Here is a 21,301-nt window from a genome sequence, read left to right as displayed (position 1 = left end):
CGGGTGCAGAATATGATGAACTCCCTGGGCATCGACGAGGACATGCCCATTGAGAACAAACTCATCACCAACACCATCGAAAGCGCCCAGAAAAAGCTGGAAGCTTCCAACTTTGCCATCCGTAAACAGGTGCTGCAGTACGACGATGTCATGAACCAGCAGCGCGAGATCATCTACAAGCAGCGTCAGATGGTGCTGGACGGCGAGGATATCTCGGACAAGCTGCATGAGATGATGCGGGAATCCATCGACGAGAGCTGCAACTCTTTCCTCAGCGGCGATGTGCCGGATGACTGGGATTTTGCCGCCCTGCGCCGCCATTATATGAACTGGCTGTGCCTGCCCACTGACTTCAACTACTCCACCGAGCAGCTGAGCAATGTCACCAAGGAAGAGGTGGCCAAGACCCTGTATGACCGGGGCATGCAGATCCTGCAGGCCAAGGAAGCCAAGTACGGCTCCAAGACCATGCGGGAGCTGGAACGCATCTGCCTGCTGCGCAATGTGGATACCAAGTGGATGGACCACATCGACAATATGGATCAGCTGAAGCAGGGCATGGGTCTGCGCGGCTACGGCCAGCACGACCCGGTGGTGGAGTACCGTCTGGAAGGCTTTGCCATGTTTGACGAGATGATCGCCTCCATCCGTGAGGACGCCGTCCATATGCTGCTGACCATCGAGATCCGCCGTCCCGAAGCCCAGCCCCAGCGGGAACAGGTCGCCAAGCCCACCGGCGAAGGCGCCCCCACCCGTCCCGGCGCCAAGGGCAGCGCCCCCGTGCGGGTACAGAAGATCGGCCGCAACGATCCCTGCCCCTGCGGCAGCGGTCTGAAGTGGAAGAAATGCACCTGCAAGGAATACCATCCTGACCTGTAATCCAAGTGTCCAAGACCGGACCCTGTGTCCGGTCTTTTTTGTTTGCCTGTTGCCATGGCCTTTGTTTTCGGGGCCAGATGTGGTAGAATAAAATTCATTTCCAATGAACTTCGGAGGTTTCATCGCTTATGAAAGCACATATCCAGAAGGAACCGCGCTGCGTGCTGCTGTGGAATTTCGGACCGCTGAATGCGGGATATGACCACCTGGTCCGCACGGCCTCCTCCTTTGGCCTGAAGGTCCGCTCCGTGAGGCCCGCCGAGTTGAGCGCCCGGGTGGGCGACCTGTGCACCGGTCGCCATGCCCCGGACGGAGCCCCTCTTCCCTCCCCCACCGACCACGCGGCCATGATCATCAGCGGGCTGCGCCATGACGACGGCTCTCTGGGGCATTTCGTGGACGAAGTGCGCCGGGGCGGAGCCGCCATTGCCCTGCGGGCCATGGTGACCCCCACCAGCCGGGACTGGACCCTGGACGCCCTGCTGCGGGAGCTGTGTGAGGAACACGCCACCGTGGGAGGCCAGTCTTGACCCGCCGGGGCTGGATGGCCCTGGGCCTGTGCGCGGCGCTGGCAGCGGTGGTGGGATTCAGCTTCTGGCAGGACCGCACCGCCCCCAAAGCCTACACCGCCACCTGGTGGGACGTATTCGACACCGTGACGGTGGTCACCGGGTATGCCTCCAGCGAGGAAGAATGGCAGCAGCAATCCCAGGCGATCCACGATGACCTGCTGCATTATCACCAGCTGTTCGACATCTACAACACCTACGACGCCCTGACCAACATGGCCACCGTCAACGCCAAGGCCGGACAGGAACCGGTAACGGTGGACGCAGACCTGTTTGCCCTGCTGCAGTTCGGCAAACAGGCCTACGACCTGACCGACGGCGCCTGCAACATTGCGGCGGGCACGGTGCTTTCTTTGTGGCACGACGCCCGCACCGCCGCCGAAGCGGCTTCCCCGGAGACAGCCCTGACCGCCGATATTCTGCCCGCCGGGGACGCTTTGCAGCAGGCCGCCGAACACATGGATATGGATGATCTGGTCCTGGATGAGGGGGCCTGCACCGTGCAGTTTGCCGACCCTGACCTGCAGCTGGATGTGGGCGGCATTGCCAAGGGCTGGGCGGTGGAACAGGCCGCCCAAAAAGCCGAAGCCCGGGGGCTGACCTCCGCCATCCTGAACGTGGGCGGCAACGTGCGGGCCATCGGCAAAAAGCCGGACGGCAGCCGCTGGACCGCCGGGGTCCAGGACCCGGACGGAGAGGAATACCTGGCGCAGGTATCCCTGGAACCGGGCCAGAGCTTGGTGGTCAGCGGAGACTACCAGCGATATTTCACAGTGGATGGGGTGCGGTATCATCACCTCATCGACCTGAGCGCCCTGCAGCCCGCCCGCTACTGCCGCAGCGTGGCCATCCTGTGCACCGACAGCGGCATCGGGGATGCTCTTTCCACCGGACTGTTCTGTCTGCCTCAGGCCCAGGGGCAGACGGTGCTGGCCAAGGTGGAGGGAGCCAGTGCCCTGTGGGTGCTGGAGGGAGATGTGCTCCTTCCTTCCGACGGCTGGCCCCAGTGATCTGCAAGCAAAAAGACCTTTCCCGCCGGGAACGCCCCGGTCCGGGAAAGGTCTTTTTTTATGGATGTTTCAGCTGATTCAGGTAAAACTGCCATGAGGCGGCTGTTCCACCAGCCCCATGGACACGCCCAGGGCCTCGTCCACCCGCTGCATGTCCTCGGGCGGGATGCGCCCCGCCCGCTCCCGCAGGCGGCGTTTGTCCAGGGTGCGGATCTGCTCGGTGAGCACGATGCTGTCCTTGCTCAGACCGCACCGGTCCGCCCGGACCCCGATATGGGTGGGCAGGCGGTTTTTGTCCTGCCGGGACGTGATGGCCGCCGCAATGACGGTGGGGCTGTGCCGGTTCCCGATCTCATTCTGGATGATAAGTACCGGCCGCACGCCTCCCTGTTCCGAACCCACCACCGGGCTCAGATCAGCGTAGAAAACTTCTCCTCTGTGTACCTCCATGGATTTGCCCTCCCTGCTTGTTTGTTCTGTTTACAGTATAAGCAGGCAGAGCGGGATTTAATCATCCCTGTTCCAAAACCGCAAAAGCACAGGCCAGACCCGCATCATGGGTCAGACTCAAGTGGGCCGTCAGATGATGTTCCTGCACCCACCGGGCCGCCTCGCCGCAGAGTTCATAATAAGGGGCACCGCTTTCCCGGCGCAGCACACCGATCTCCGCCAGGGCAAAGCCGCCCAGGCCACAGCCGCAGGCCTTGAGGAACGCTTCCTTGGCTGCGAAGTTGGCAGCGGCCGTCTCGGTCCGGCGTTTGCCGGTATGGGAGAGGAGCAGTTCCTGTTCCGCCGGGGAAAAGACCTTTTTCAGAAAAAGGTCCCGGGCAATGGCCTTTTCCATCCGGGCGCTCTCACACAAATCGGTCCCGATGCCGTAGATCATGCCGCACCTTCCTTTTGCTGATTGCGTCTTGCCTCAGCGCACATACACCACATAGTTTTCCTTGCGGGGAGCGGCAGGCTTTTCCCCGCCGGGAACGCCGTAACCAACCACGCAGTTGCCCACGCCGGCCAGGTATTCCGCATTGGGCACGCCCCATTCCTTCAGCAGGGCTTTGCCTTCCTCGGTCTCAAACATCTCATAGGCGCGGTTGATCCAGCAGGAACCCAGGCCCAGGCTGGCCGCGGCGTTGAGCATGTTGCCCATGACCAGGCTGCCGTCTGCCTTCCAGTTGGGCTGACGGGTATCGGCCAGAACCACCAGGTCCACCGGAGCCCCGTAGAAGGGGTCCTTGTCCGAGCCCATGACGGCAGCGTTCATACGGGACAGGTGATCCCGCACTTCCTTGTTGACCACAGCCACGATCACTGGGCTCTGCTGGCCCATGGCGGTGGGGGCGTACGTACCGGCCTTCAGGATGGCTTCGATCTTCTCGGCTTCCACCGGACGGTCCGCATAAGCACGGCAGCTGCGGCGGGTGTTCAGCGTATTCAGGGTTTCATTGGTCAGCATAATCAAAATCTCACCTTTCCGGCGGGGGCACCAACGGCCGTCCGCCCTGTTTTTTGTCTTTATTATACCATGCCTTGCAAGTCCCCGGCGCCAAAATGTGTTAATTTTTTTCAAATTTGCAGTCGGGTCCATTGCCTTTTGCAGTGCTTTCGGCTATACTAAAGACAGTCCATTAAAGTGGCATACAATGGCATATAAGGAGGTAGTTTCCCATGGAGACTTATGGAATCGAAAAGTTCGGGATCATCGGCCCCAAGGCCGTGTACCGCAACCTGACCCCCGCCCAGCTGACCGAGGCCGCTCTGCGCCGCGGTGAGGGCACTTTGTCCAACACCGGTGCCCTGGTGGTTACCACCGGCAAGTACACCGGCCGCTCCCCTAACGATAAGTTCATCGTTGATACCCCCGCTGTGCATGACGACATCGCCTGGGGCAAGGTCAACCGCCCCATCAGCCGCGAAAAGTTCGATGCCATCAAGGGCAAGGTCGCTGCGTACCTCCAGGGCCGCGAAGTCTTCATCTTCGACGGTTTTGCCGGCGCCGACAAGAAGTACACCAAGAAGTTCCGCATCATCAATGAGATGGCCAGCCAGAACCTGTTCATCCATCAGCTGCTGATCCGCCCCACCGCGGAGGAACTGGCCAACTACGGCGAACCCGACTACACCATGCTGGTTGCTCCCGGCTTCAAGTGCGATCCTGAAGTGGACGGCGTCCACAGCGAAGCTGCCATCATGATCGACTACGAGGCTCATGTCATCGTCATCTGCGGCAGCCAGTATTCCGGCGAGATCAAGAAGAGCGTCTTCTCCACCATGAACTACGTCATGACCAAGGAGAACGTTCTGCCCATGCACTGCTCCGCCAACATGGACCCCGTGACCCATGAGACCGCCGTCTTCTTCGGCCTGTCCGGCACCGGCAAGACCACCCTGTCTGCCGACCCCGCCCGCAAGCTGATCGGCGACGACGAGCATGGCTGGAGCCCGGACGGCGTCTTCAACTTTGAGGGCGGCTGCTATGCCAAGTGCATCAACCTGAGCGCCGAGAACGAGCCCGACATCTACAATGCCATCCGCTTCGGCTCCCTGGTGGAGAACGTGGTCATGGATCCCGAGACCCGCGAACTGGACTTTGATGATGGCAGCCTGACCGAGAACACCCGCGTGGGCTATCCCGTCAACTACATCAACAACGCCCAGATCCCCGGCGAAGGCGGCATCCCCAAGGTTGTCATCTTCCTGACCGCCGATGCTTTCGGTGTTCTGCCTCCGATCAGCCGTCTGGACAAGAACGCTGCCATGTACCACTTCGTCACCGGCTTCACTTCCAAGCTGGCCGGCACCGAGCGTGGCATCACCGAGCCGCAGCCCACCTTCTCCACCCTGTTCGGCGAACCCTTCATGCCCATGGATCCTTCCGTCTACGCGGAAATGCTGGGCGAAAAGCTGGACAAGTACGGCACCAAGGTCTACCTGGTCAACACCGGCTGGGCCGGCGGCAGCGCCGCTGCCGGTGCCAAGCGCATGAAGCTGGCTTACACCCGTGCCATGGTCACCGCCGCTCTGAACGGCAGCTTCGACTCCATCGAGTTCAAGCATCATGACGTGTTCAACGTGGATTATCCCGTCAGCTGCCCCGGCGTGCCCGACGAAATGCTGGACGCCCGCGGCATGTGGGCCGACAAGGACGCCTACGACGCCCAGGCCAACAAGCTGGCCCAGATGTTTGCGGACAACTTCGCCAAGAAGTATCCCAACATGCCTTCCGAAATTGCGGAAGCCGGCCCCAAGCCCAAGAACTGAGTTTCTGCGGCTGAGCTGAATCCATAAACCACCGTCCCCGCCCCTGCTGCTGCACGGGGCGGGGACGATTTATTTTGCAAAGGAGGCGCTGCCCCATGCAGATGGCACAGGAACTGCTTTTGTTTGTGGCGTCGGAAGAAAACCGGGGGCCAGACCAACCAGAGTATTGCCCGCTACTGTCTGGCTCACTTTGATGAACTGCTGAACATGAGCATCACCCAGCTTGCAGCTGCCTGCCATGTTTCGGCCGCCACCATCACCCGGTTCTGCCACAGCCTGGGCTATGATGACTTTCTGCATTTCAAGGATGAGTGCGCCCTGGATCGCCGCATGCGAGCCCAGTCGGCCTACTACTGCGGCAATGTATTCGGCTACGACAAAGCCGCCCTGGTACAGCCTGCCCTGCAGGACAGCTGCCGCACCCTGGGAAGCGATCTGTACGCCTGTCTGGCCGGGGTGGACCCCAACCAGATGCAGGCCCTGGCGGATGCCATCCGGGCCGCAGACGACGTGCTGCTGCTGGGGATGGAATACTCCGGCCTGATGATGCTGTACCTGCAGCGGGAACTGGTCAAACGGGGCAAAATCATCCGGGTTCTGCTTTCCACCGCCAACCTCCAAGATGTGACAGTGAGCCGCGGCACCCTGATTTTAATGCTGAGCATGAACGGGTGCGGACTGGAAGTCATGATCGATGCCGTGCAGCGTCTGGCCGAGGAAGCCGGCGAATTCTGGCTGCTGACCCAGAACGCCGAAACAGCCCGGAAGTATCCCTTTGTAAAAAAGGCTGTGGTGGCCGGTGCCGGCAAGGATTATACCTTTCACCGGTATGCGGAGCTGGCTTTGGCCGACATGCTGCTGGCATACTTCGGCCCGCTGACACAGTTTGATGCAAATGGATTGCCCCTGCCGCAAGGGCATGCTATACTGTAAGCAACCGTTACAATAGAAAGAAGGAATATCATGTACAATCCTGGGGATTCCATGATCGAGGTGCGCGAATTGCTGATCAAGGCGTTCGCCTCGGCATGGGAAGTATGCGGTGACAAGATGACGAGCACCGACCGCGACGGCTACATTACCAGCAGCATCACGGTAATCGACAGCATGCAGGTGAGCCCGGAAATGATCTACGCTGAGGAAGGCTCCGGCCTGACCGACGGCGAGGAACTGGATCACCTGAGTGATCTGGTACGCGCCGACGGGATCTGGGTCTATTACGGAGTGCCGGCGGAGAATTTCTTCCTGGTGACCTGGATGCCCGATGAGGAAGCGGCCCGCCTGAAGGTGGCTTCTCTGATGGAAGAGGGCGACTGCGTGGCCTGCACCGTGGACCTGAGCCAGCAATGGCATTTTGAATGATCCATATCCGAAAAGGAAAGGAGGTACGGATATGAACGATATCGCCCAGATCCGGCCTCCGGTACAAGCCTGTCGTCTGCTGGGCAGATTGCAGCAAGCCGGGTATGATGCCGCCTACATTGTGGGCGGATGCGTGCGGGACAGTTTGCTGGGCCGCATCCCGGATGACTGGGATATCTGCACCAGCGCCCGTCCCGATGAGATCGAAGCCTTGTTTGCCGGACAACGGCTGCTGCTGAAAGGCAAAAAACACGGCACGGTGGCGGTGGTGCTGGACGGCAGAAGCTGGGAGATCACCACCTTCCGGCAGGACGGGCATTATACGGACGGCCGGCATCCCGACTGCGTCCGCTTTGTCCCCTGCCTGCGGGAGGACCTGGCCCGCCGGGATTTCACCGTCAACGCCATGGCCTGGTCCCCGAAGGAAGGCCTCATTGACCTTTTTGGCGGGCAGCAGGACCTGCAGGCAGGCATCCTGCGCTGTGTGGGAGACCCGGCGGCACGCTTCGATGAAGACGCCCTGCGCATCCTGCGGGCGGTGCGGTTTGCCGCCCAGCTGGGGTTCCACCTGGATCCGGCCACTGCCGAGGCAGCCCTGGGCGCCCGGATGTCGGTGCGGTGTGTTTCCGTGGAGCGGATTTTCACCGAGCTGGACCGCCTTCTGGAAGGATTTGCCGCCGGAACAGTCCTGGCCCGGTATGGACATATTCTGGCCGGTGCTTTGCCGGAAATCGAAGCCTGCATCGGCTGTTCTCAGCTGGGGCGCTGGCATTGCTACGATGTGTGGAACCACACGGCGGCGGCCGTAGGCGGATTGGACACCGAGGGAATGGACCCTCGCAGTGCCCGGGTCCTGCGCTGGTCCGTGCTGCTGCATGACATGGCAAAGCCGTTGTGCCGCACCGAGGACGAGGACGGCACGGCTCATTTTCCGGGGCACAACCAGCGTGGTGCCCGACTGGCCCGCCAGATTCTGCAGCGGCTGCGGGCGCCTGTCTACCTGATTGACGGGGTGACGGCCCTGGTGGCGGTACACGACAGTCCCCTGCCCCAGTCGGAAGCCGAGATCCTGGAACAGCTGCATCAGCGCGGTCCGCTGTTCTGGCAGCGGCTGTGCCGTCTGAAACTGGCCGATCTGGCGGCCCACGCCAACAATGAAGCGGTGGCGCTGCGCTGTCGGGAGGTGCGGGAGTTTGCCGCCCGCATGCAGCACCTGGCCGATACTGCCTGTTATACCGTTTCAGGACTGGCCATCACCGGCAGCGACCTGATTGCCGCCGGACTGACCCCCGGCCCCCTGGTGGGAAATACGCTGGAATGGCTGCTGCGATCCGTCATGCAGGGCATCCTGCCCAACGAACGGGAGGCACTGCTGCAGGCTGTGCGCAGCCGGCAGCTTCCATAAGAAAAAGGCCCTCTGCCTTGGCGGCGGAGGGCTTTTTTGGTATATCATTCATCCAGAAGCAGATCTTCCAGGCAGTTCATGTACAGGTCCCGGAAGCCCTGTTCATCGGCATTGGCCAGCAGGTGGCTCAGGCGATTCAGAATAGCGTCGTTCCAGATTTTTTCCAGTTCAGCATGGTGTATCGGCTCCTTTCCCGTTTTTCGGTTTGTCTTTCGGTCTGACTGTATGATACCGCAAAACAAGGAGGGAGTTCTGTTTTTTTCAAAATATGAAAAGGCCGCCCGAACCCGGAGATATCCGAAAGGGCGGCCTGCCATTTTTTAATTGAACTTGAAGATCTTCTGAGCCACGCGATAGCCCCACAGGGTGATGCCGCGGCCGGCTTTCCCGGGCAGGTTGCACAGCCCCGCCACCGACGCCACACAGCGGCGGTAGACGCGGCGGTCATGCAGCTTGAGGAACTGCCAGAGCTCGGCCTTCTTGGCCAGGGCTTCCGCACTGCCGTCCATGGTCAGGAACACGCTGGAGATGGTCATCATCATGGACAGATAGTTGAACATATAAGCCCGCAGCTTTTTCTGCTCCGGCGGCAGGGCATACAGATTCACAGCGGTGATCATCAGCTTGGTGACCCGCACCTGCTGGTCCACCCGCTTGACCATGACCTTTTCGTTGACGCTCTGGTCCTCCCGGCCGATGAAATACCGATAGAGATCCAGATCCATATAATACAGGCTGCGGCAGCTGGGCAGAGGCAGGTAGACAAAGACATTGTCCACGTAGAAGGTGTGCTTGGGCAGGCGCAGGCCGCAGTCCCGCAGAATCTGGGTGCGGTAGATGACAGAGTGCATCAGGATGTTCTGGCTGGGCGGGAAATGGCCGATGTCCTGCCAGGTAAAGACCTTGTCCTGGGGCAGAATGCCGGTATACCGCACCGTGTGGTGGGTGTTGTCCACCGTGTGCTCATACACATAGTTGCACAAAAGCAGGTCCACGGGCTGGGGCATAGCCGCGAATTCCCGCAGCTTGGCCATGACCTTCTGCAAAGCGTCGGCGTCCAGCCAGTCGTCCGAGTCCACTACCTTGAAATACATGCCGGAAGCGTTGCGGATGCCCTGGTTCACGCCCTCGCCGTGGCCGCCGTTCTCCTGATGGATGACGCGGATGATGGTGGGATATTTTTCCGCCCAGGCGTCCGCAATGGCACCGGTCTCGTCCTTGGAACCGTCATCCACCAGGATGATCTCCGCGTCCTCCCCCGCAGGCAGCAGGGTCTTGATGCAGCGGTCCATATAAGCGGCCGAGTTGTAGCAGGGCACGGTAAAGGTGATCAATTTCATACTGACTTCTCCTCTTACATTTGGTTTTGCGCCAGCCAGTCGGGCCAGCGTTCGCACAGGCTGTCGGCCGTCTGCCCCAGGTCGGGCCAGGCGTCGGCGGTGTAGGTGTCCCACACAGCTACCGTGTACAGGCCCAGCTGTCTGGCTGTGGCCAGTGCCGTGGGGGAATCCTCAAATACCATGACCTGTGCGGGGTCGGGGCTTCCAAAAGCTTTCAGCGCCCGCAAGTAGACCTCGGGGTCCTGCTTGCCCCGGGGCGAAAGGCAGGAGAGGGTGAATTCAAACCGGTCCAGGATTCCCAGATGTCCCAGAGCTGCATCCACCAGCGGCTTGTCGGTGCCCGAAGCCACGCACAGCCGCACCCCTTTGGCCCGCAGGGCGTCCACCACATCGGCAGCACCGGGCTTGAGGGTGGCGCAGCTGGTGTAGGCGCGGCGGGCTTCGGTGCGGATGCAGTCGGCCAGTTCCGGCGCCGTGACCGGCAGATGATACCGCTGCACATAATACTGTGCCGTGCCCTCGATGGTCAGGGCAACGGTGTTGTCCCGATCCTGCTCATCAAAGCGCATATTCCACCGGGCCAGGACCCGGTCAGCCACCAGGTCCCACATACCGGTGGAATCCAGCAGAGTCCCGTCCATGTCAAAGATGGCGTAAGGCCGCCATGACACAGGCATCTCCCCTTTCCTTGGTATACCTATATAGCATACCTTTTTTTGCGCAAAAAAACAAGACCGGCCAACGTTTTTTGCGTTGGCCGGTCCCGGATCCATGCTCAGAATTCGGTATGCTGGAAATCATGCACGCCGGACGGGATCACGTCGTTGTACACATCCTCCGGCAAACCAAAGTCCTCGCCGCGCTGAATGATACCGCGCATCCATGTCGTAATCTTATGCAGGCTCAACATAGCGATCCCCTTTCTGTAGATGGGCGGAAGTCCGGCTGCTTGCGGGTGCCGGCCTTCCTCTCTTTGCATCTTCAGTATACACGGAAGGTCTGACTTTTGCAACCTGCATTTTGTACAAACTTACAAAAAGTTCTTTTGTTATTTTCAACATTTTCGTTGTTTTGTCTATATGGCATCCACGTTTGTACGCGTCAGGCGCACAGTTCCCGCCAGGCTTCCTCCATGGTATCGGCGGAGAAAAGGAACTCTCCCTGTGCGGAATACACCTCGATGTGGCCGTTGACATTCTTGAACTTGGTGGTCATGGAACCCGCCTGCCTTTCTTTTGTTTCTGTCTTCATTATACAGAAGCAAAAGGTCCATAAAACGGACTTCGGCAGTCCGGCCGGAGCAAACCAGTCCTATAAAACGGTCTGTGTGTGCAGCAGCCGGCGCAGGGCACGCAGGCCGCCCAACAGCCAGAAACAGAGCAAAAACCACAGCAGGCAGTACTTCGGGCAGATCAGACCGGCGATGTTTCCCCACTCGGTACTGTAGTCCCACACATGCAGCCCCAACAGGCGGGTACAGAATACACCGAAAACCAGTTCCACCCCGGACACGGCCGCCGCCGCCAGCAGGGCCGCGGCTGGCAGCGGCCAGCGGAAACAATCATCAAACCAGCGCAGCAGGCACAGGCAGAGCCCGCCCGCAAAGAACATGGTCCAGTGGGTGGTGCCCCGCCAGACCATCTCCAACCCCAGGTACGCAACCCCGCCCAGCAGAAACAGCGAGCCCGCCTCCCAGCGGCAACTGCGGACCAGCACCATAAAAAAGCCCCCTTCCCCGGCAGAAACCTTTGTAGGAGTATTCTGTGCAGGAAAGAGGGTCTGTAATCACTTTGTAACTATTTTTTTGCCTTACTTGGACAGGGCCTTCAGCAGTTCGCTGCGGGTATCCCACAGTTTCTGGCTCAGGTCCACGTAATATCGGTGGGGGTTCTCAAAGCGCTTCACTTCATCCCACAGGGTGTTGATCTGGGCCTTGCAGAACTTGCGGATATCTTCCAGGCAGGGGCTGGTGTAGACGCGCTCGCCGTTCACATAAATGGGAGTGGACAGGCAGCGGGCGGTGCAGTTGACGTAGGTGCGCTCCTTCCAGGTTTCCACCGGGTCAAACAGGGTGATGCCGTGCTTGGTCTCCACCTCTTCGTCGGCCATAGTGATCAGGTCGGCCATCGCCTTGTTGTCCTCGTCATAGATACGCCAGACCTTCTTCAGGCAGGGAATGGTGGTCTTTTCGGCGGACTCGCTGAGCTTCATCTTGGGCGTATAGGTACCGTCTTCTTCCTTGACGGCAGCCAGCTTGTACACCCCGCCGAAGACGGGATCGCTCTTGGCGGTGATCATGTTCTCACCGATGCCGAAGCTGTCCACACGGGCCCCCTGCAGGATCAGGTCCCGGACCAGGTATTCGTCCAGACTGTTGGAAGCGCAGATGGTGCAGTCGGGATAACCGGCTTCGTCCAGCATGCGGCGGGCCTTCTTGGACAGGTAGGCGATATCGCCGGAGTCGATGCGCACCCCCTTGGGACGCTTGCCCATGGGTTTGAGGACCTCATCAAACACCTTGATGGCATCGGGAATGCCATGGCGCAGCACGTTGTAGGTATCCACCAGCAGGACGCAGGCATCCGGATACATCTCGGCATACTTCTTGAAGGCCTCGTACTCACTGGGGAACATCTGCACCCAGGAATGGGCCATGGTGCCGGAAGCCGGGATGCCGAAATCCCGGGCCGCCATGACACAGCTGGTAGAACCGCAGCCGCCGATGTAGGCCGCACGGGCGCCGAAGTAGGCCGCGTCATACCCTTGAGCACGGCGGGCACCGAATTCCATGACCGGACGCCCCGAAGCCGCCCGCACGATCCGGTTGGCCTTGGTGGCGATCAGGCACTGGTGGTTGAAGGTGACCAGAAGCAGGGTTTCCAGCAGCTGGCATTCAATGGCAGGACCTTCCACCGTGACGATGGGTTCCTGGGGGAAGATGGGGACGCCTTCCTCGATGGCCCAGATATTGCAGTGAAGCTTGAAGTTGGCCATATATTCCAGGAAATCCTCCCGGAACATGCGGGTAGACCGCAGATAGTCGATGTCCTCCCGGGTAAACTGCAGATGATCCACCGCGTCGATGAACTGCTGCAGCCCCACCATGATGGCGTAGCCGCCGCCGTCCGGCACACGGCGGAAGAACATGTCAAAGACAGAGATCTTGTCCTTGTAGCCTTCGTCGAAATAGCCGGCGGACATGGTCAGTTCGTAAAAGTCGGTCATGGTGGTCAGGTTGCGCTTGATGTCCAGCATGGTATTTTCCTTCCTTTCGGTCAATAGGGTCCATATTGACGCAAAACCGCCGGGGCGGTTTGTACCACAAGGTCAGGCAAAAAAGGCGTTCTGCACGGCGCACAGCACCGCGGCGCGGGCGGCGGTAAAGTTCACCCCGCCCTGCAGGTAGCAGGTATAGGGTTCGCGCAGAGGGCCGTCGCAGGAAAGTTCAATGGTACTGCCTTCGGTGAAGCTGCCGGAGGCCATGATGACTTTATCGGTATAACCGGGCTCATCGGCGGGTTCGGGAGCCGCAATGCTGTCGATGGGGCTTCCCTGCTGGATACCGGTGCAGAAGCCCTGCAGAGCGGCGGCACTGCCGGAATCAAAACAGGTGACGATGTCGTTGTGGTCGGCGGTATACCGGGGCACCGGGTTCACGCCGGACAGTTCCAGCAGGCACTGGGCATAGATGGCGGTCTTGAGGGCCTCGCACACCACGCCGGGGGCGTAGTAGAAGCCCAGGAAGGTATCCCGCAGACTGTCCTGGGTGCAGCCCAGTTCCGCGCCGATACCGGGAGCGGTGAAGCGATGGCTGACCTTTTCCACCAGGTCGGCCCGTCCGGCAATGTATCCGCCGGTGGGGGTAATGCCGCCGCCGGGGTTCTTGATGAAGCTGCCGGCGATGAGGTCGGCGCCCACTTCCAGGGGTTCCTGCTTCTGGGTGAATTCCCCGTAGCAGTTGTCCACAAAAATCACCGCGTTGGGGTTGGCCTGACGGGCGATTTCGGCCACCTTCCGAATGGTGGCCAGGTCAAAGGCATTGCGCTGGGTATAGCCCCGGCTGCGCTGGATGTGTACCACCGTGGCGTTCTTGGCCTGACGGGCAATGGCCTCGTAATCGGGGGTGAAATCCGGCTTGAGGGGACATTCGTCGTACAGCACGCCGAATTCCCGCAGGGTGCCGCAGCCTTTGCCTGCCTCCCCGATGCCGATGACCCCTTCCAGGGTATCGTAAGGGCGGCCGGTGGCGGCCAGCAGGGTGTCACCGGGACGCAGCAGACCGAAGAGAGCCACGGCCAGGGTGTGGGTTCCGCTCATGAACTGGGGGCGCACCAGAGCGGCCTCGGCGCCCATGCAGCGGGCAAAGACTTCCTCCAGCTTGTTGCGGCTGTCATCCCAGACGCCGTAGCCGGAGGATCCCCAGAAATGTCGGGCCTCCACGCCGCAGCCGGTGAAGGCCTTGAGCATCTTCAGCTGGTTGTAATCCCGGATCTCCTCCACATGGGCAAACTGGTCCTTGCACAGTTCCAGCGCTTTTTTGTCCAGGGCGAGGACTTCGGGTTTCAGGTCAAAAAATTGTTCGATCATTGATTTTCGATTCCTTCGTTGTTGGTTTGGGCGGGCAGATGATATTGCCCATAGCTGCCCACGCACACAAAGCCCAGACGGTCATAAAAATGCCGGCGCTTTGCCTCACACAGAAAGGTGACGGTATATCCTTCGGCAGCCAGTTCATTGGCCAGGGTGACGATCAGGTGCCCGCCGATGCCCTTGCCGCGCAGGTCGGGGCGGGTCTCCCCCGCTGCCATATAGGCTTCCCCCGCACAGATGGCGTAGGCCCCCACCGTGCAGACCATTTTTCCTGTTCCGTCACACACGGCCAGCACCCGGGCATAGCCGTGGTTGAGGGCGGTGCAGGATTCGGAGTAGAAGGCCTCCTGCCGTTCCGGTTCTTCGGGGAAGAGTTCGGCACTGATGGCCTGCATGGAAGGATGGCGGTCTATATGCAGTTCCGGCAGCAGCGGCGGCACCGGCAGCTGCCCGCCGGGGGCCAGAGTGTACAGGTACAGGTCCCGGCGCAGCGGCCAGGTCTCCGGCGGCCGGATGCTGGCCGTTACCCGTTCCACCCCGGCAAACCGCAGGAACAGCGCCAGCTCCTCCCAGTCCGGGGCAGCTGCACTGTCACAGCAGAGCTGGGCCGAGCGGCCGCTCAATGCCAGCGCCCCACCGGGCAGGGTAAACAGCCGGGTTGGAGCACCGGGGTTGCCGGTCCAGAGGGCGGCATCCCGCCCCAGCAGCGCCTGAAAATAGGGCTTGCCGGAAGCGGTCTGCAAAAAGGCCCGCTGTTGGGCGGCATCGGTTACAGCCTGGATCACGGGGCGGACCTCCTGTTACAGTGCATTCACGATCTGCTTGTATTCCCGTCCGCGGGCTTCAAAGTTGGGGTAATGGTCAAAGGAGGCCGACGCCGGGGACAAGCTGACGATATCGCCGGGACGGGCGGCACCGCGGGCCTTTTCCACCGCATCCTGCATGGAATCGGCGTGGAGGATCTCCAGACCGCTCTCCGCAAAGCCGGGGCAGGCGCGGACTTCCCGCTCGATAATGGGGCCGGTATCCCCCATGAGGATCAGCACCTTTACATGGGCAATGAGTTCCGGCGCCAGAGGGGCGTAGCTGATCTTTTTGTCATACCCGCCCGCGATCAGGATGAGCTTCCGGTCGAAGCTGCGCAGGCCGGCGATGGTACGGGTGGGGCTGGTGGCGATGGAGTCGTTATAGTACTGCACGCCGTCCAGCATCCGGACCGGTTCAATGCGGTGTTCCACACCGGTGAAGGTGGACGCCACCTGACGCATGACCTCCACCGGAACCAGACCCCAGACAGCAGCCATGGCGGCCAGCAGGTTTTCCACGTTGTGCAAGCCGCGCAGTTTCACTTCGGACCGGGGCACGATGGGGGTGACCACACCGTTTTCCGCGTAGCAGAGGGTATCGTCGGAGGCCCGCAGGAAGGCGCCCTTGTCGGTCTCGTGCAGGCGGGTGAACCAGACCTGTTCCCCCTTGCAGTCGGCGGCCATGCCCCGGGTAATGTCATTCTCATATCCCAGGACCGCACGGCAGGGCGGCGTCTGCCACAGCAGGATGTTGCGCTTGGCGTCGATGTATTCCTGCATATCCTTGTGGTGGTCCAGGTGGTTGGGGGTGACGTTGGTCACCACCGCCACCTTGGGACTGTGGCGCATGCTGATGAGCTGGAAGCTGGACAGTTCCGCCACGGCAATGTCGTCGGCGGTGACCGTTTCCAGCTGAGGCAGCAGGGCAGCCCCGATGTTGCCGCCCAAAAGGACCTTGCGGCCGGCGGCTTCCAGCATCTTGGCAATGAGAGTGGTGGTGGTGGTCTTGCCGTCCGAACCGGTCACAGCCACGATCTCACAGGGACAGAGCTCAAAGAAGAGTTCCACCTCGCTGGTGACCATGGTGCCGGCCTTCAGCGCCGCCTGCAGTTCGGGCTTATAATACTCATAGCCGGGGGTGCGCATGATGATATCCTGTCCGGCAAAGCCGTCGGTGTAATGTTCACCCAGGCTCAGGTTCACCTTCAGGCGGCGGAGGGTATCGGCGTAGTCGCCGAAGGCTTCCAGATTGGGTTTCTGGTCGCAGAGGGTGATCTGGGCACCCAGGGCGGCAAACTGTTCGATGCACGGTTTGTGGCTGACACCGGCCCCGATGAAGGCCACCTTTTTGCCGGCGACCATCGCCCGCAGACGTTCGATTGGCAGCATACAAAACCTCTCCTTTTTCGGCAACGGGGCGGGAGGCCCCGGGAATTCTTTATACCCCATTATTATAACGAGACAGGCGCCGCAATGCAAATTTTTTGCCTGTGCCGAAACGGCACAGGCAAAAAATCAAAAGTGATTCAGATGTGAGGGGACTCAGCAGCCCATGGGGATGCCGTGACGGCCCAGCAGAGCGCGGATCTTGACCATGGGGTCAATGATGCTGGACACGCTCTTGTCATGGTTGATGGCGGCAATGAAGTAGGCAGTGTACTTGGACACGTCCACATCATGGTACCATTCACGTTCCAGCAGCTCGGGCATGCGGTAGGTCAGGTTGGTGCCCAGCACGGCAGCCACGATGCCGTCCTGGTAGGCCTTGTCGAACTTGTCCAGACCGGCGGTGAACAGCGGGAAGGTGGCGTAGGTGAAGATCTTGCGGGCGCCGCGCATCTTCAGGCCGTAGGCGATGTCCAGCATGCTCTCGCCGGAAGCGATGATGTCGTCGGCAATGAAGACATCCTTGCCTTCCACGCTCTCGCCCAGGTATTCATGAGCGACAATGGGGTTGCGGCCGTTGACGATCTTGGAGTAGTCGCGGCGCTTGTAGAACATACCCAGGTTGCAGCCCAGCACGCTGGAGTAGTACATGTTGCGGTTCATGGCGCCTTCATCGGGAGAAACGACCATGAAGTGCTCCTTGTCGAAGCGGACGTCGGGCACATGGTGCAGCAGGCACTTGAGAACCTGGTAGGTGGGCATGACGTTGTCAAAGCTCATGGTGGGCACGGCGTTCTGGACGCGGGGGTCATGGGCGTCGAAGGTGATGATGTTCTTGACGCCCACAGAACGCAGCTGCTGCAGGGCGAAAGCGCAGTCCAGGCTTTCGCGGCTGACACGGCGATGCTGCCGGCCGCCGTACAGGCTGGGCATGATCACGCTGATGCGGTGAGCACGGCCGGAAACAGCCTGGATCAGACGCAGCAGGTTCTGGAAATGATCGTCGGGAGAGAGATGGTTCTCATACCCGAAGAGTTTGTAGGTAACACTGTAGTTGCCCGGATCAACAAAAATAAAGATGTCATCACCGCGGGTCGAGGCCTTGACCAGGCCCTTGGCGTCACCGGACTGGAAGCGCGGGCAATCGGAGGGAATGATAAAGGTATCCACATCCATACCGACCTCGCGGGCCCAGCGCACCAGGTGACCGTCCACCAGGTTGGCCAGTTCCTCGGCACCGGGGCATGCCAGAAGCCCCAGATCGGCAATTGCGTCCTCTTTCGCAAAAAAGTCACGGGGGCCAAGATTCATGTCAGCCATACGTTGCTCCTTCACTGATCTTTATACTTATTTTGTGCGCACAAAGGCGCATCATGACTCATCTTTATTTTATCACATGGGAACGGCAAAAGCACCTGTCAACCGTGCTTTTTTTGTACAATCTTTGATTTTCCGCACCTTGCACATCCCCTTTCAGGAGGCGCCTCAAAATTTCTGGTGTTTTTTACAAAATTTTTTCAAATTCGCCAGATTTGCCCTTGTTGTGCTGTCCGATAGACTCCCCTGCCCTATTGCTGCCTTGACAGTCCAGGGGCCGTATGTTAGACTTTTGGTATCTGGTCTATCGTTTTAGACCAACTTGTATTTCCTCTTCAAATCTGACAGGAATCAGAAGGAGCGATGAAAACGAAACCTTCACGCACCTCTCTGCTGGACGCCTGGCGATGCCGCCGTACCGTCCGGCGATGGCATAAAAAAGAAAAGCGCAGCGCTGCCCAACACCGGTTTCTTTCCCGGGTACGGAGCCTCCCATACTGGCATGAAACCGGCGAGTTTTTATACGCCATCGGCTTTCTGGTGGAATATACCCTTATCCGGCTGGCACGGTCGGTGGGCTGGTTCGTCGTACTGCTGCTGCGCGGTTTTGTCTCCCTGGGGAGTGCCTTGGTCCGCCCCCTTGTGCCCCCCGATACCGGGCAGGCCGTGGCCTTCTCCCCCGGCCTTTTGCTGCGCAGCGCCCTGCTGGCCGCTGCAGCCGGAGTGCTGGGCTGGACTGTCTATACCGGGTTGGACCGGAGCTACGTGCTGCAGGTACAGGTAAACGGTCAGACCGTTGGTTATGTGGAGAACGAGCAGGTTTTCGACGACGCCCGCGCGGCCGTGTACGAACGTGTGGAAACGGCCCAGCGGGTGCTCAGTGATGCGGGACAATCTTCCGCGGAATCCGGCTTTGAAATCTGGCCTACCTACATCCTGACCACCGACTACGACCAGACCATGGGACAGAGTGAACTGGTCAACGCCCTGCTGATGGCGTCCGGCGGCGAGCTGCAGGACGCCACCGCCGTGTATCTGGACGGTGCCCTGCAGTATGTGACCACCGACGGGGACCACCTGCGCAGTTTTCTGCAAAGCTGTCTGCTGCCTTACAAGCAGGTGGACAATCCCAACCAGCGGGTGGCCTTTGTACATGATGTCCAGCTGGTGGACGGGCTCTTTTTCTCTGACTCGGTACAATCCTACGCTGATGTGCTGGGGCAGCTGCGCGGTGACCCTGACCTGCTGAAAGTCCGGTCCATCGAGCGGCAGACCTACCAGGAGGAAATCCCCTATCCTGTTTATACCCAGGAATCCGCCGCTTATGACTACGGCGAAACCGTGGTGCTCCAGTCCGGACAGAATGGTCTGCGGGAGATCACCCAGGACGTGACCACGGTGGACGGGGTACAGACTGACGTACAGACGGTACAGGTCAAGATCCTGACCGATCCGGTGGCGGAAGAACGGGTCACCGGCACCCAGCTGAAGGATTATATGTACGGCAGCATCAACGGCTATGACTTTGTCTGGCCTGCCCCCGGATACCGGCACATCAGCCAGTGGATGGTAGGCGGCCATACCGGCATTGACATTGCAGGGCCCAGCGGCACGCCCATCCTGGCAGCGGCCTCCGGCACGGTGGTCCAGACCTACACCTGGAACGGTATTGTGACCCGGGGCGACTGGAACAGCTACGGCAACTATGTGGTCATTGAGCATGACGGCGGCTATACCACCCGTTACGGGCATCTGCTGCAGTACATTGTCAGTGAAGGCGAGCATGTGGAAGCCGGTCAGGTCATCGGCTACATGGGTTCCACCGGCAACTCCACCGGCAGCCATCTGCATTTTGAGATGTACGGGCCGCAGGGACGGTTCAGTGCCCACACGGTCTTCCCCGACATCCCCACCTGGAACAAATAAACCAATCACAGTACAGGAAAGCTCCGGCACCAAGGTGCCGGAGCTTTTGTATGCCAATAAAATACCGATAAAAAAGCCCGCCCCCGGCTTTCATCAGGGGCGGGCTTTTATTCAGTCAACGCTGAAACGGTCGATCAGACCAGTTCCAGGATCGCCATCTCGGCGGCGTCGCCGCGGCGCATACCGGTGCGGATGATGCGGGTGTAGCCGCCGTTGCGGTCGGCATACTTGGGACCATACACATCGATGACCTTCTTGGCAACATCTTCCTTGGTGATGTAGCTGAAGATCTGGCGCTTGTCGTGCAGATCGCCGGCCTTGCTCAGGGTGACCATCTTCTCGGCCATGGAGCGAACCTCCTTAGCGCGGGTAACGGTGGTCTCGATCTTGCCGTTCTCGAACAGATAAGTGACCATAGCGCGCAGCATCGCCTTGCGGCTGTCGGTGGCGCGGCCAAGCTTTCTAGTACCGGGCATTCTGTTTCACTCCTTTATCAGTTGTCGTCGTCTTTGGTGAGCATGAAGCCCAGGCTGTCCAGTTTCGCCATGACTTCTTCCAGGCTCTTGCGGCCAAGGTTCCGGACCTTCATCATGTCGTCCTCACTCTTGTTGATGAGGTCGCCCACGGTGTTGATGCCGGCGCGCTTGAGGCAGTTGAAGGAACGGACGCTCAGGTCCAGCTCTTCAATGGTCATTTCCAGCGCTTTTTCCTTGCCCTTCTCATCGTTCTCGACCATGATTTCGGTCTCGGCGGCTTCATCACACAGGTTGACGAACAGATTCAGGTGTTCGGTCAGCACACGGGCAGCCAGGCTCATGGCCTCCTGCGCGTTGGTGGTGCCATCGGTCCAGACCTCGATGGTCAGTTTATCAAAGTCGGTGATCTGGCCCACACGGGTGTTCTCCACCGTGTAGTTGCACTTGAGCACCGGAGTATAGATGCTGTCCACAGGCAGGGTGGTGACATCGTTCTTCTCGATGAGCGCCAGCTTGTTGCGCTCGGCGGGAACATAGCCACGGCCCTTGTCAAAGGTCAGCTCCATGACGAGCTTGGCTCCCTCACCCAGGGTGGCAATGTGCCATTCGGGATTGAGGATCTCCAGGTCGTCGCCCTGCTTGATGCTGCCGGCAGTGACTTCGCACGGACCGGCGGCTTCCACGCGGACGGTCTTGGGGCCGTCGCCATAGATCTTGGCAGCAACACCCTTGAGGTTCAAAACGATCTCGGTCACGTCCTCGCGCACGCCCTCGATGGTCGAGAATTCATGCACGACGCCGTCGATCTTCACACTGGTGACCGCCACGCCGGGCAAGCTGGAGAGCAGCACACGGCGCAGGCTGTTGCCCAGCGTAGTGCCGAAGCCACGCTCCAGAGGTTCCACCACGAACTTGCCGTAACGGCCGTCGGGGGAAAGGTTGGCCATCTCGATCTTGGGGCGTTCAATCTCCAT

At 60.1% G+C, this 21,301-nt stretch carries 23 protein-coding genes; 9 read left to right on the top strand and 14 right to left on the bottom strand.

Annotation, left to right across the window (positions count from 1 at the left end):
- From Q0K17_RS05385 to Q0K17_RS05375, 3 genes are all read left to right on the top strand, one after another.
- On the top strand, positions 1-879 hold an 879-nt coding region (locus tag Q0K17_RS05385), incomplete at its 5' end, for an SEC-C metal-binding domain-containing protein (RefSeq protein ID WP_294540740.1).
- Between the two features lie 128 nt (positions 880-1,007).
- A complete protein-coding gene (locus Q0K17_RS05380; protein ID WP_294540738.1) occupies positions 1,008-1,409 on the top strand; it encodes a DUF3783 domain-containing protein in 402 nt (133 codons plus the stop codon).
- Positions 1,406-2,458: an FAD:protein FMN transferase gene (locus Q0K17_RS05375; protein WP_294540736.1), complete on the top strand. Its 1,053-nt coding sequence runs from the start codon at positions 1,406-1,408 to the stop codon at positions 2,456-2,458. Before Q0K17_RS05380 ends, Q0K17_RS05375 begins: the two co-directional genes overlap by 4 nt.
- A gap of 78 nt (positions 2,459-2,536) precedes the next feature.
- Here the strand turns inward: Q0K17_RS05375 and Q0K17_RS05370 are convergent, their stop codons facing one another.
- The 3 genes from Q0K17_RS05370 to Q0K17_RS05360 all read right to left on the bottom strand — a co-directional run bounded on the left by Q0K17_RS05370 (position 2,537) and on the right by Q0K17_RS05360 (position 3,914).
- Entirely contained in the window at positions 2,537-2,908 is a 372-nt protein-coding gene (locus tag Q0K17_RS05370) for a type II toxin-antitoxin system PemK/MazF family toxin (protein WP_204647443.1), read from the bottom strand.
- A gap of 61 nt (positions 2,909-2,969) precedes the next feature.
- Positions 2,970-3,344, bottom strand: coding sequence for a holo-ACP synthase (gene acpS, locus Q0K17_RS05365; protein ID WP_294540732.1), 375 nt, complete (start codon positions 3,342-3,344; stop codon positions 2,970-2,972).
- 33 nt (positions 3,345-3,377) lie between these two features.
- Positions 3,378-3,914 carry a nitroreductase gene (locus Q0K17_RS05360; protein WP_294540730.1) on the bottom strand — a complete coding sequence of 179 codons (537 nt, stop codon included), beginning with the start codon at positions 3,912-3,914 and terminating at the stop codon, positions 3,378-3,380.
- A gap of 212 nt (positions 3,915-4,126) precedes the next feature.
- On the opposite strand from Q0K17_RS05360, the gene pckA reads away from it, so the two are divergent.
- The 5 genes from pckA to Q0K17_RS05335 all read left to right on the top strand — a co-directional run bounded on the left by pckA (position 4,127) and on the right by Q0K17_RS05335 (position 8,707).
- Positions 4,127-5,719, top strand: coding sequence for a phosphoenolpyruvate carboxykinase (ATP) (gene pckA / locus Q0K17_RS05355; RefSeq protein ID WP_294540728.1), 1,593 nt, complete (start codon positions 4,127-4,129; stop codon positions 5,717-5,719).
- 123 nt (positions 5,720-5,842) lie between these two features.
- The gene (locus Q0K17_RS05350; RefSeq protein ID WP_294540726.1) at positions 5,843-6,652 is read left to right on the top strand and encodes a hypothetical protein; all 810 of its coding nucleotides are present in this window, start codon (positions 5,843-5,845) and stop codon (positions 6,650-6,652) included.
- Between the two features lie 30 nt (positions 6,653-6,682).
- Complete coding sequence (locus tag Q0K17_RS05345; RefSeq protein WP_294540724.1) at positions 6,683-7,081, top strand: hypothetical protein; 399 nt, start codon at positions 6,683-6,685, stop codon at positions 7,079-7,081.
- 31 nt (positions 7,082-7,112) lie between these two features.
- Positions 7,113-8,486, top strand: coding sequence for an HD domain-containing protein (locus Q0K17_RS05340; RefSeq protein WP_294540722.1), 1,374 nt, complete (start codon positions 7,113-7,115; stop codon positions 8,484-8,486).
- Between the two features lie 17 nt (positions 8,487-8,503).
- Complete coding sequence (locus Q0K17_RS05335) at positions 8,504-8,707, top strand: hypothetical protein (protein ID WP_294540720.1); 204 nt, start codon at positions 8,504-8,506, stop codon at positions 8,705-8,707.
- 99 nt (positions 8,708-8,806) lie between these two features.
- On the opposite strand, the gene Q0K17_RS05330 is transcribed toward Q0K17_RS05335, so the two are convergent.
- From Q0K17_RS05330 to Q0K17_RS05290, 9 genes are all read right to left on the bottom strand, one after another.
- Positions 8,807-9,826, bottom strand: coding sequence for a glycosyltransferase (locus Q0K17_RS05330; protein ID WP_294540718.1), 1,020 nt, complete (start codon positions 9,824-9,826; stop codon positions 8,807-8,809).
- A gap of 14 nt (positions 9,827-9,840) precedes the next feature.
- Positions 9,841-10,503, bottom strand: coding sequence for an HAD family phosphatase (locus Q0K17_RS05325; RefSeq protein WP_294540716.1), 663 nt, complete (start codon positions 10,501-10,503; stop codon positions 9,841-9,843).
- A gap of 98 nt (positions 10,504-10,601) precedes the next feature.
- Positions 10,602-10,805 (bottom strand): hypothetical protein, encoded by a 204-nt coding sequence (locus Q0K17_RS05320; protein WP_294540714.1) that lies wholly within the window; start codon positions 10,803-10,805, stop codon positions 10,602-10,604.
- Positions 10,806-11,137: 332 nt separating this feature from the next.
- Positions 11,138-11,545, bottom strand: coding sequence for a hypothetical protein (locus Q0K17_RS05315; RefSeq protein ID WP_294540712.1), 408 nt, complete (start codon positions 11,543-11,545; stop codon positions 11,138-11,140).
- Positions 11,546-11,635: 90 nt separating this feature from the next.
- The gene (locus tag Q0K17_RS05310; protein WP_294540710.1) at positions 11,636-13,081 is read right to left on the bottom strand and encodes a nicotinate phosphoribosyltransferase; all 1,446 of its coding nucleotides are present in this window, start codon (positions 13,079-13,081) and stop codon (positions 11,636-11,638) included.
- Positions 13,082-13,153: 72 nt separating this feature from the next.
- Positions 13,154-14,413: a methionine gamma-lyase family protein gene (locus Q0K17_RS05305; RefSeq protein WP_294540708.1), complete on the bottom strand. Its 1,260-nt coding sequence runs from the start codon at positions 14,411-14,413 to the stop codon at positions 13,154-13,156.
- Positions 14,410-15,201: a GNAT family N-acetyltransferase gene (locus Q0K17_RS05300; protein WP_294540706.1), complete on the bottom strand. Its 792-nt coding sequence runs from the start codon at positions 15,199-15,201 to the stop codon at positions 14,410-14,412. Before Q0K17_RS05300 ends, Q0K17_RS05305 begins: the two co-directional genes overlap by 4 nt.
- Before the next feature lie 15 nt (positions 15,202-15,216).
- The gene (gene murD / locus Q0K17_RS05295) at positions 15,217-16,611 is read right to left on the bottom strand and encodes a UDP-N-acetylmuramoyl-L-alanine--D-glutamate ligase (protein ID WP_294540704.1); all 1,395 of its coding nucleotides are present in this window, start codon (positions 16,609-16,611) and stop codon (positions 15,217-15,219) included.
- Between the two features lie 153 nt (positions 16,612-16,764).
- Positions 16,765-17,919: a ribose-phosphate pyrophosphokinase gene (locus tag Q0K17_RS05290; RefSeq protein WP_294540742.1), complete on the bottom strand. Its 1,155-nt coding sequence runs from the start codon at positions 17,917-17,919 to the stop codon at positions 16,765-16,767.
- 369 nt (positions 17,920-18,288) lie between these two features.
- Between Q0K17_RS05290 and Q0K17_RS05285 the strand changes: the two genes are divergently transcribed.
- On the top strand, positions 18,289-19,851 hold the full coding sequence (locus Q0K17_RS05285) for a peptidoglycan DD-metalloendopeptidase family protein (RefSeq protein WP_294540702.1): 1,563 nt from the start codon (positions 18,289-18,291) through the stop codon (positions 19,849-19,851).
- Between the two features lie 134 nt (positions 19,852-19,985).
- On the opposite strand, the gene rplQ is transcribed toward Q0K17_RS05285, so the two are convergent.
- Positions 19,986-20,327: a 50S ribosomal protein L17 gene (rplQ, locus tag Q0K17_RS05280; protein WP_294540700.1), complete on the bottom strand. Its 342-nt coding sequence runs from the start codon at positions 20,325-20,327 to the stop codon at positions 19,986-19,988.
- 17 nt (positions 20,328-20,344) lie between these two features.
- Positions 20,345-21,301, bottom strand: a 957-nt coding sequence (locus Q0K17_RS05275) for a DNA-directed RNA polymerase subunit alpha (RefSeq protein WP_294540698.1), incomplete at its 5' end; no start/stop codon positions are given.

The organism is uncultured Gemmiger sp. (assembly GCA_944388105.1).
Lineage (GTDB): Bacteria > Bacillota > Clostridia > Oscillospirales > Ruminococcaceae > Gemmiger.
This window is presented reverse-complemented; position numbering and strand designations above follow the sequence as displayed.

Excerpts from the sequence above, each read along its gene's own strand:
- Q0K17_RS05380 (WP_294540738.1), top strand. The coding sequence starts at position 1,008 with ATGAAAGCACATATCCAGAAGGAACCGCGCTGCGTGCTGCTGTGGAAT.
- Q0K17_RS05370 (WP_204647443.1), bottom strand. The coding sequence starts at position 2,908 with ATGGAGGTACACAGAGGAGAAGTTTTCTACGCTGATCTGAGCCCGGTG.
- acpS (WP_294540732.1), bottom strand. The coding sequence starts at position 3,344 with ATGATCTACGGCATCGGGACCGATTTGTGTGAGAGCGCCCGGATGGAA.
- Q0K17_RS05360 (WP_294540730.1), bottom strand. The coding sequence starts at position 3,914 with ATGCTGACCAATGAAACCCTGAATACGCTGAACACCCGCCGCAGCTGC.
- pckA (WP_294540728.1), top strand. The coding sequence starts at position 4,127 with ATGGAGACTTATGGAATCGAAAAGTTCGGGATCATCGGCCCCAAGGCC.
- Q0K17_RS05345 (WP_294540724.1), top strand. The coding sequence starts at position 6,683 with ATGTACAATCCTGGGGATTCCATGATCGAGGTGCGCGAATTGCTGATC.
- Q0K17_RS05340 (WP_294540722.1), top strand. The coding sequence starts at position 7,113 with ATGAACGATATCGCCCAGATCCGGCCTCCGGTACAAGCCTGTCGTCTG.
- Q0K17_RS05330 (WP_294540718.1), bottom strand. The coding sequence starts at position 9,826 with ATGAAATTGATCACCTTTACCGTGCCCTGCTACAACTCGGCCGCTTAT.
- Q0K17_RS05325 (WP_294540716.1), bottom strand. The coding sequence starts at position 10,503 with ATGCCTGTGTCATGGCGGCCTTACGCCATCTTTGACATGGACGGGACT.
- Q0K17_RS05320 (WP_294540714.1), bottom strand. The coding sequence starts at position 10,805 with ATGCAAAGAGAGGAAGGCCGGCACCCGCAAGCAGCCGGACTTCCGCCC.
- Q0K17_RS05315 (WP_294540712.1), bottom strand. The coding sequence starts at position 11,545 with ATGGTGCTGGTCCGCAGTTGCCGCTGGGAGGCGGGCTCGCTGTTTCTG.
- Q0K17_RS05310 (WP_294540710.1), bottom strand. The coding sequence starts at position 13,081 with ATGCTGGACATCAAGCGCAACCTGACCACCATGACCGACTTTTACGAA.
- Q0K17_RS05305 (WP_294540708.1), bottom strand. The coding sequence starts at position 14,413 with ATGATCGAACAATTTTTTGACCTGAAACCCGAAGTCCTCGCCCTGGAC.
- murD (WP_294540704.1), bottom strand. The coding sequence starts at position 16,611 with ATGCTGCCAATCGAACGTCTGCGGGCGATGGTCGCCGGCAAAAAGGTG.
- Q0K17_RS05290 (WP_294540742.1), bottom strand. The coding sequence starts at position 17,919 with ATGAATCTTGGCCCCCGTGACTTTTTTGCGAAAGAGGACGCAATTGCC.
- Q0K17_RS05285 (WP_294540702.1), top strand. The coding sequence starts at position 18,289 with ATGAAAACGAAACCTTCACGCACCTCTCTGCTGGACGCCTGGCGATGC.
- rplQ (WP_294540700.1), bottom strand. The coding sequence starts at position 20,327 with ATGCCCGGTACTAGAAAGCTTGGCCGCGCCACCGACAGCCGCAAGGCG.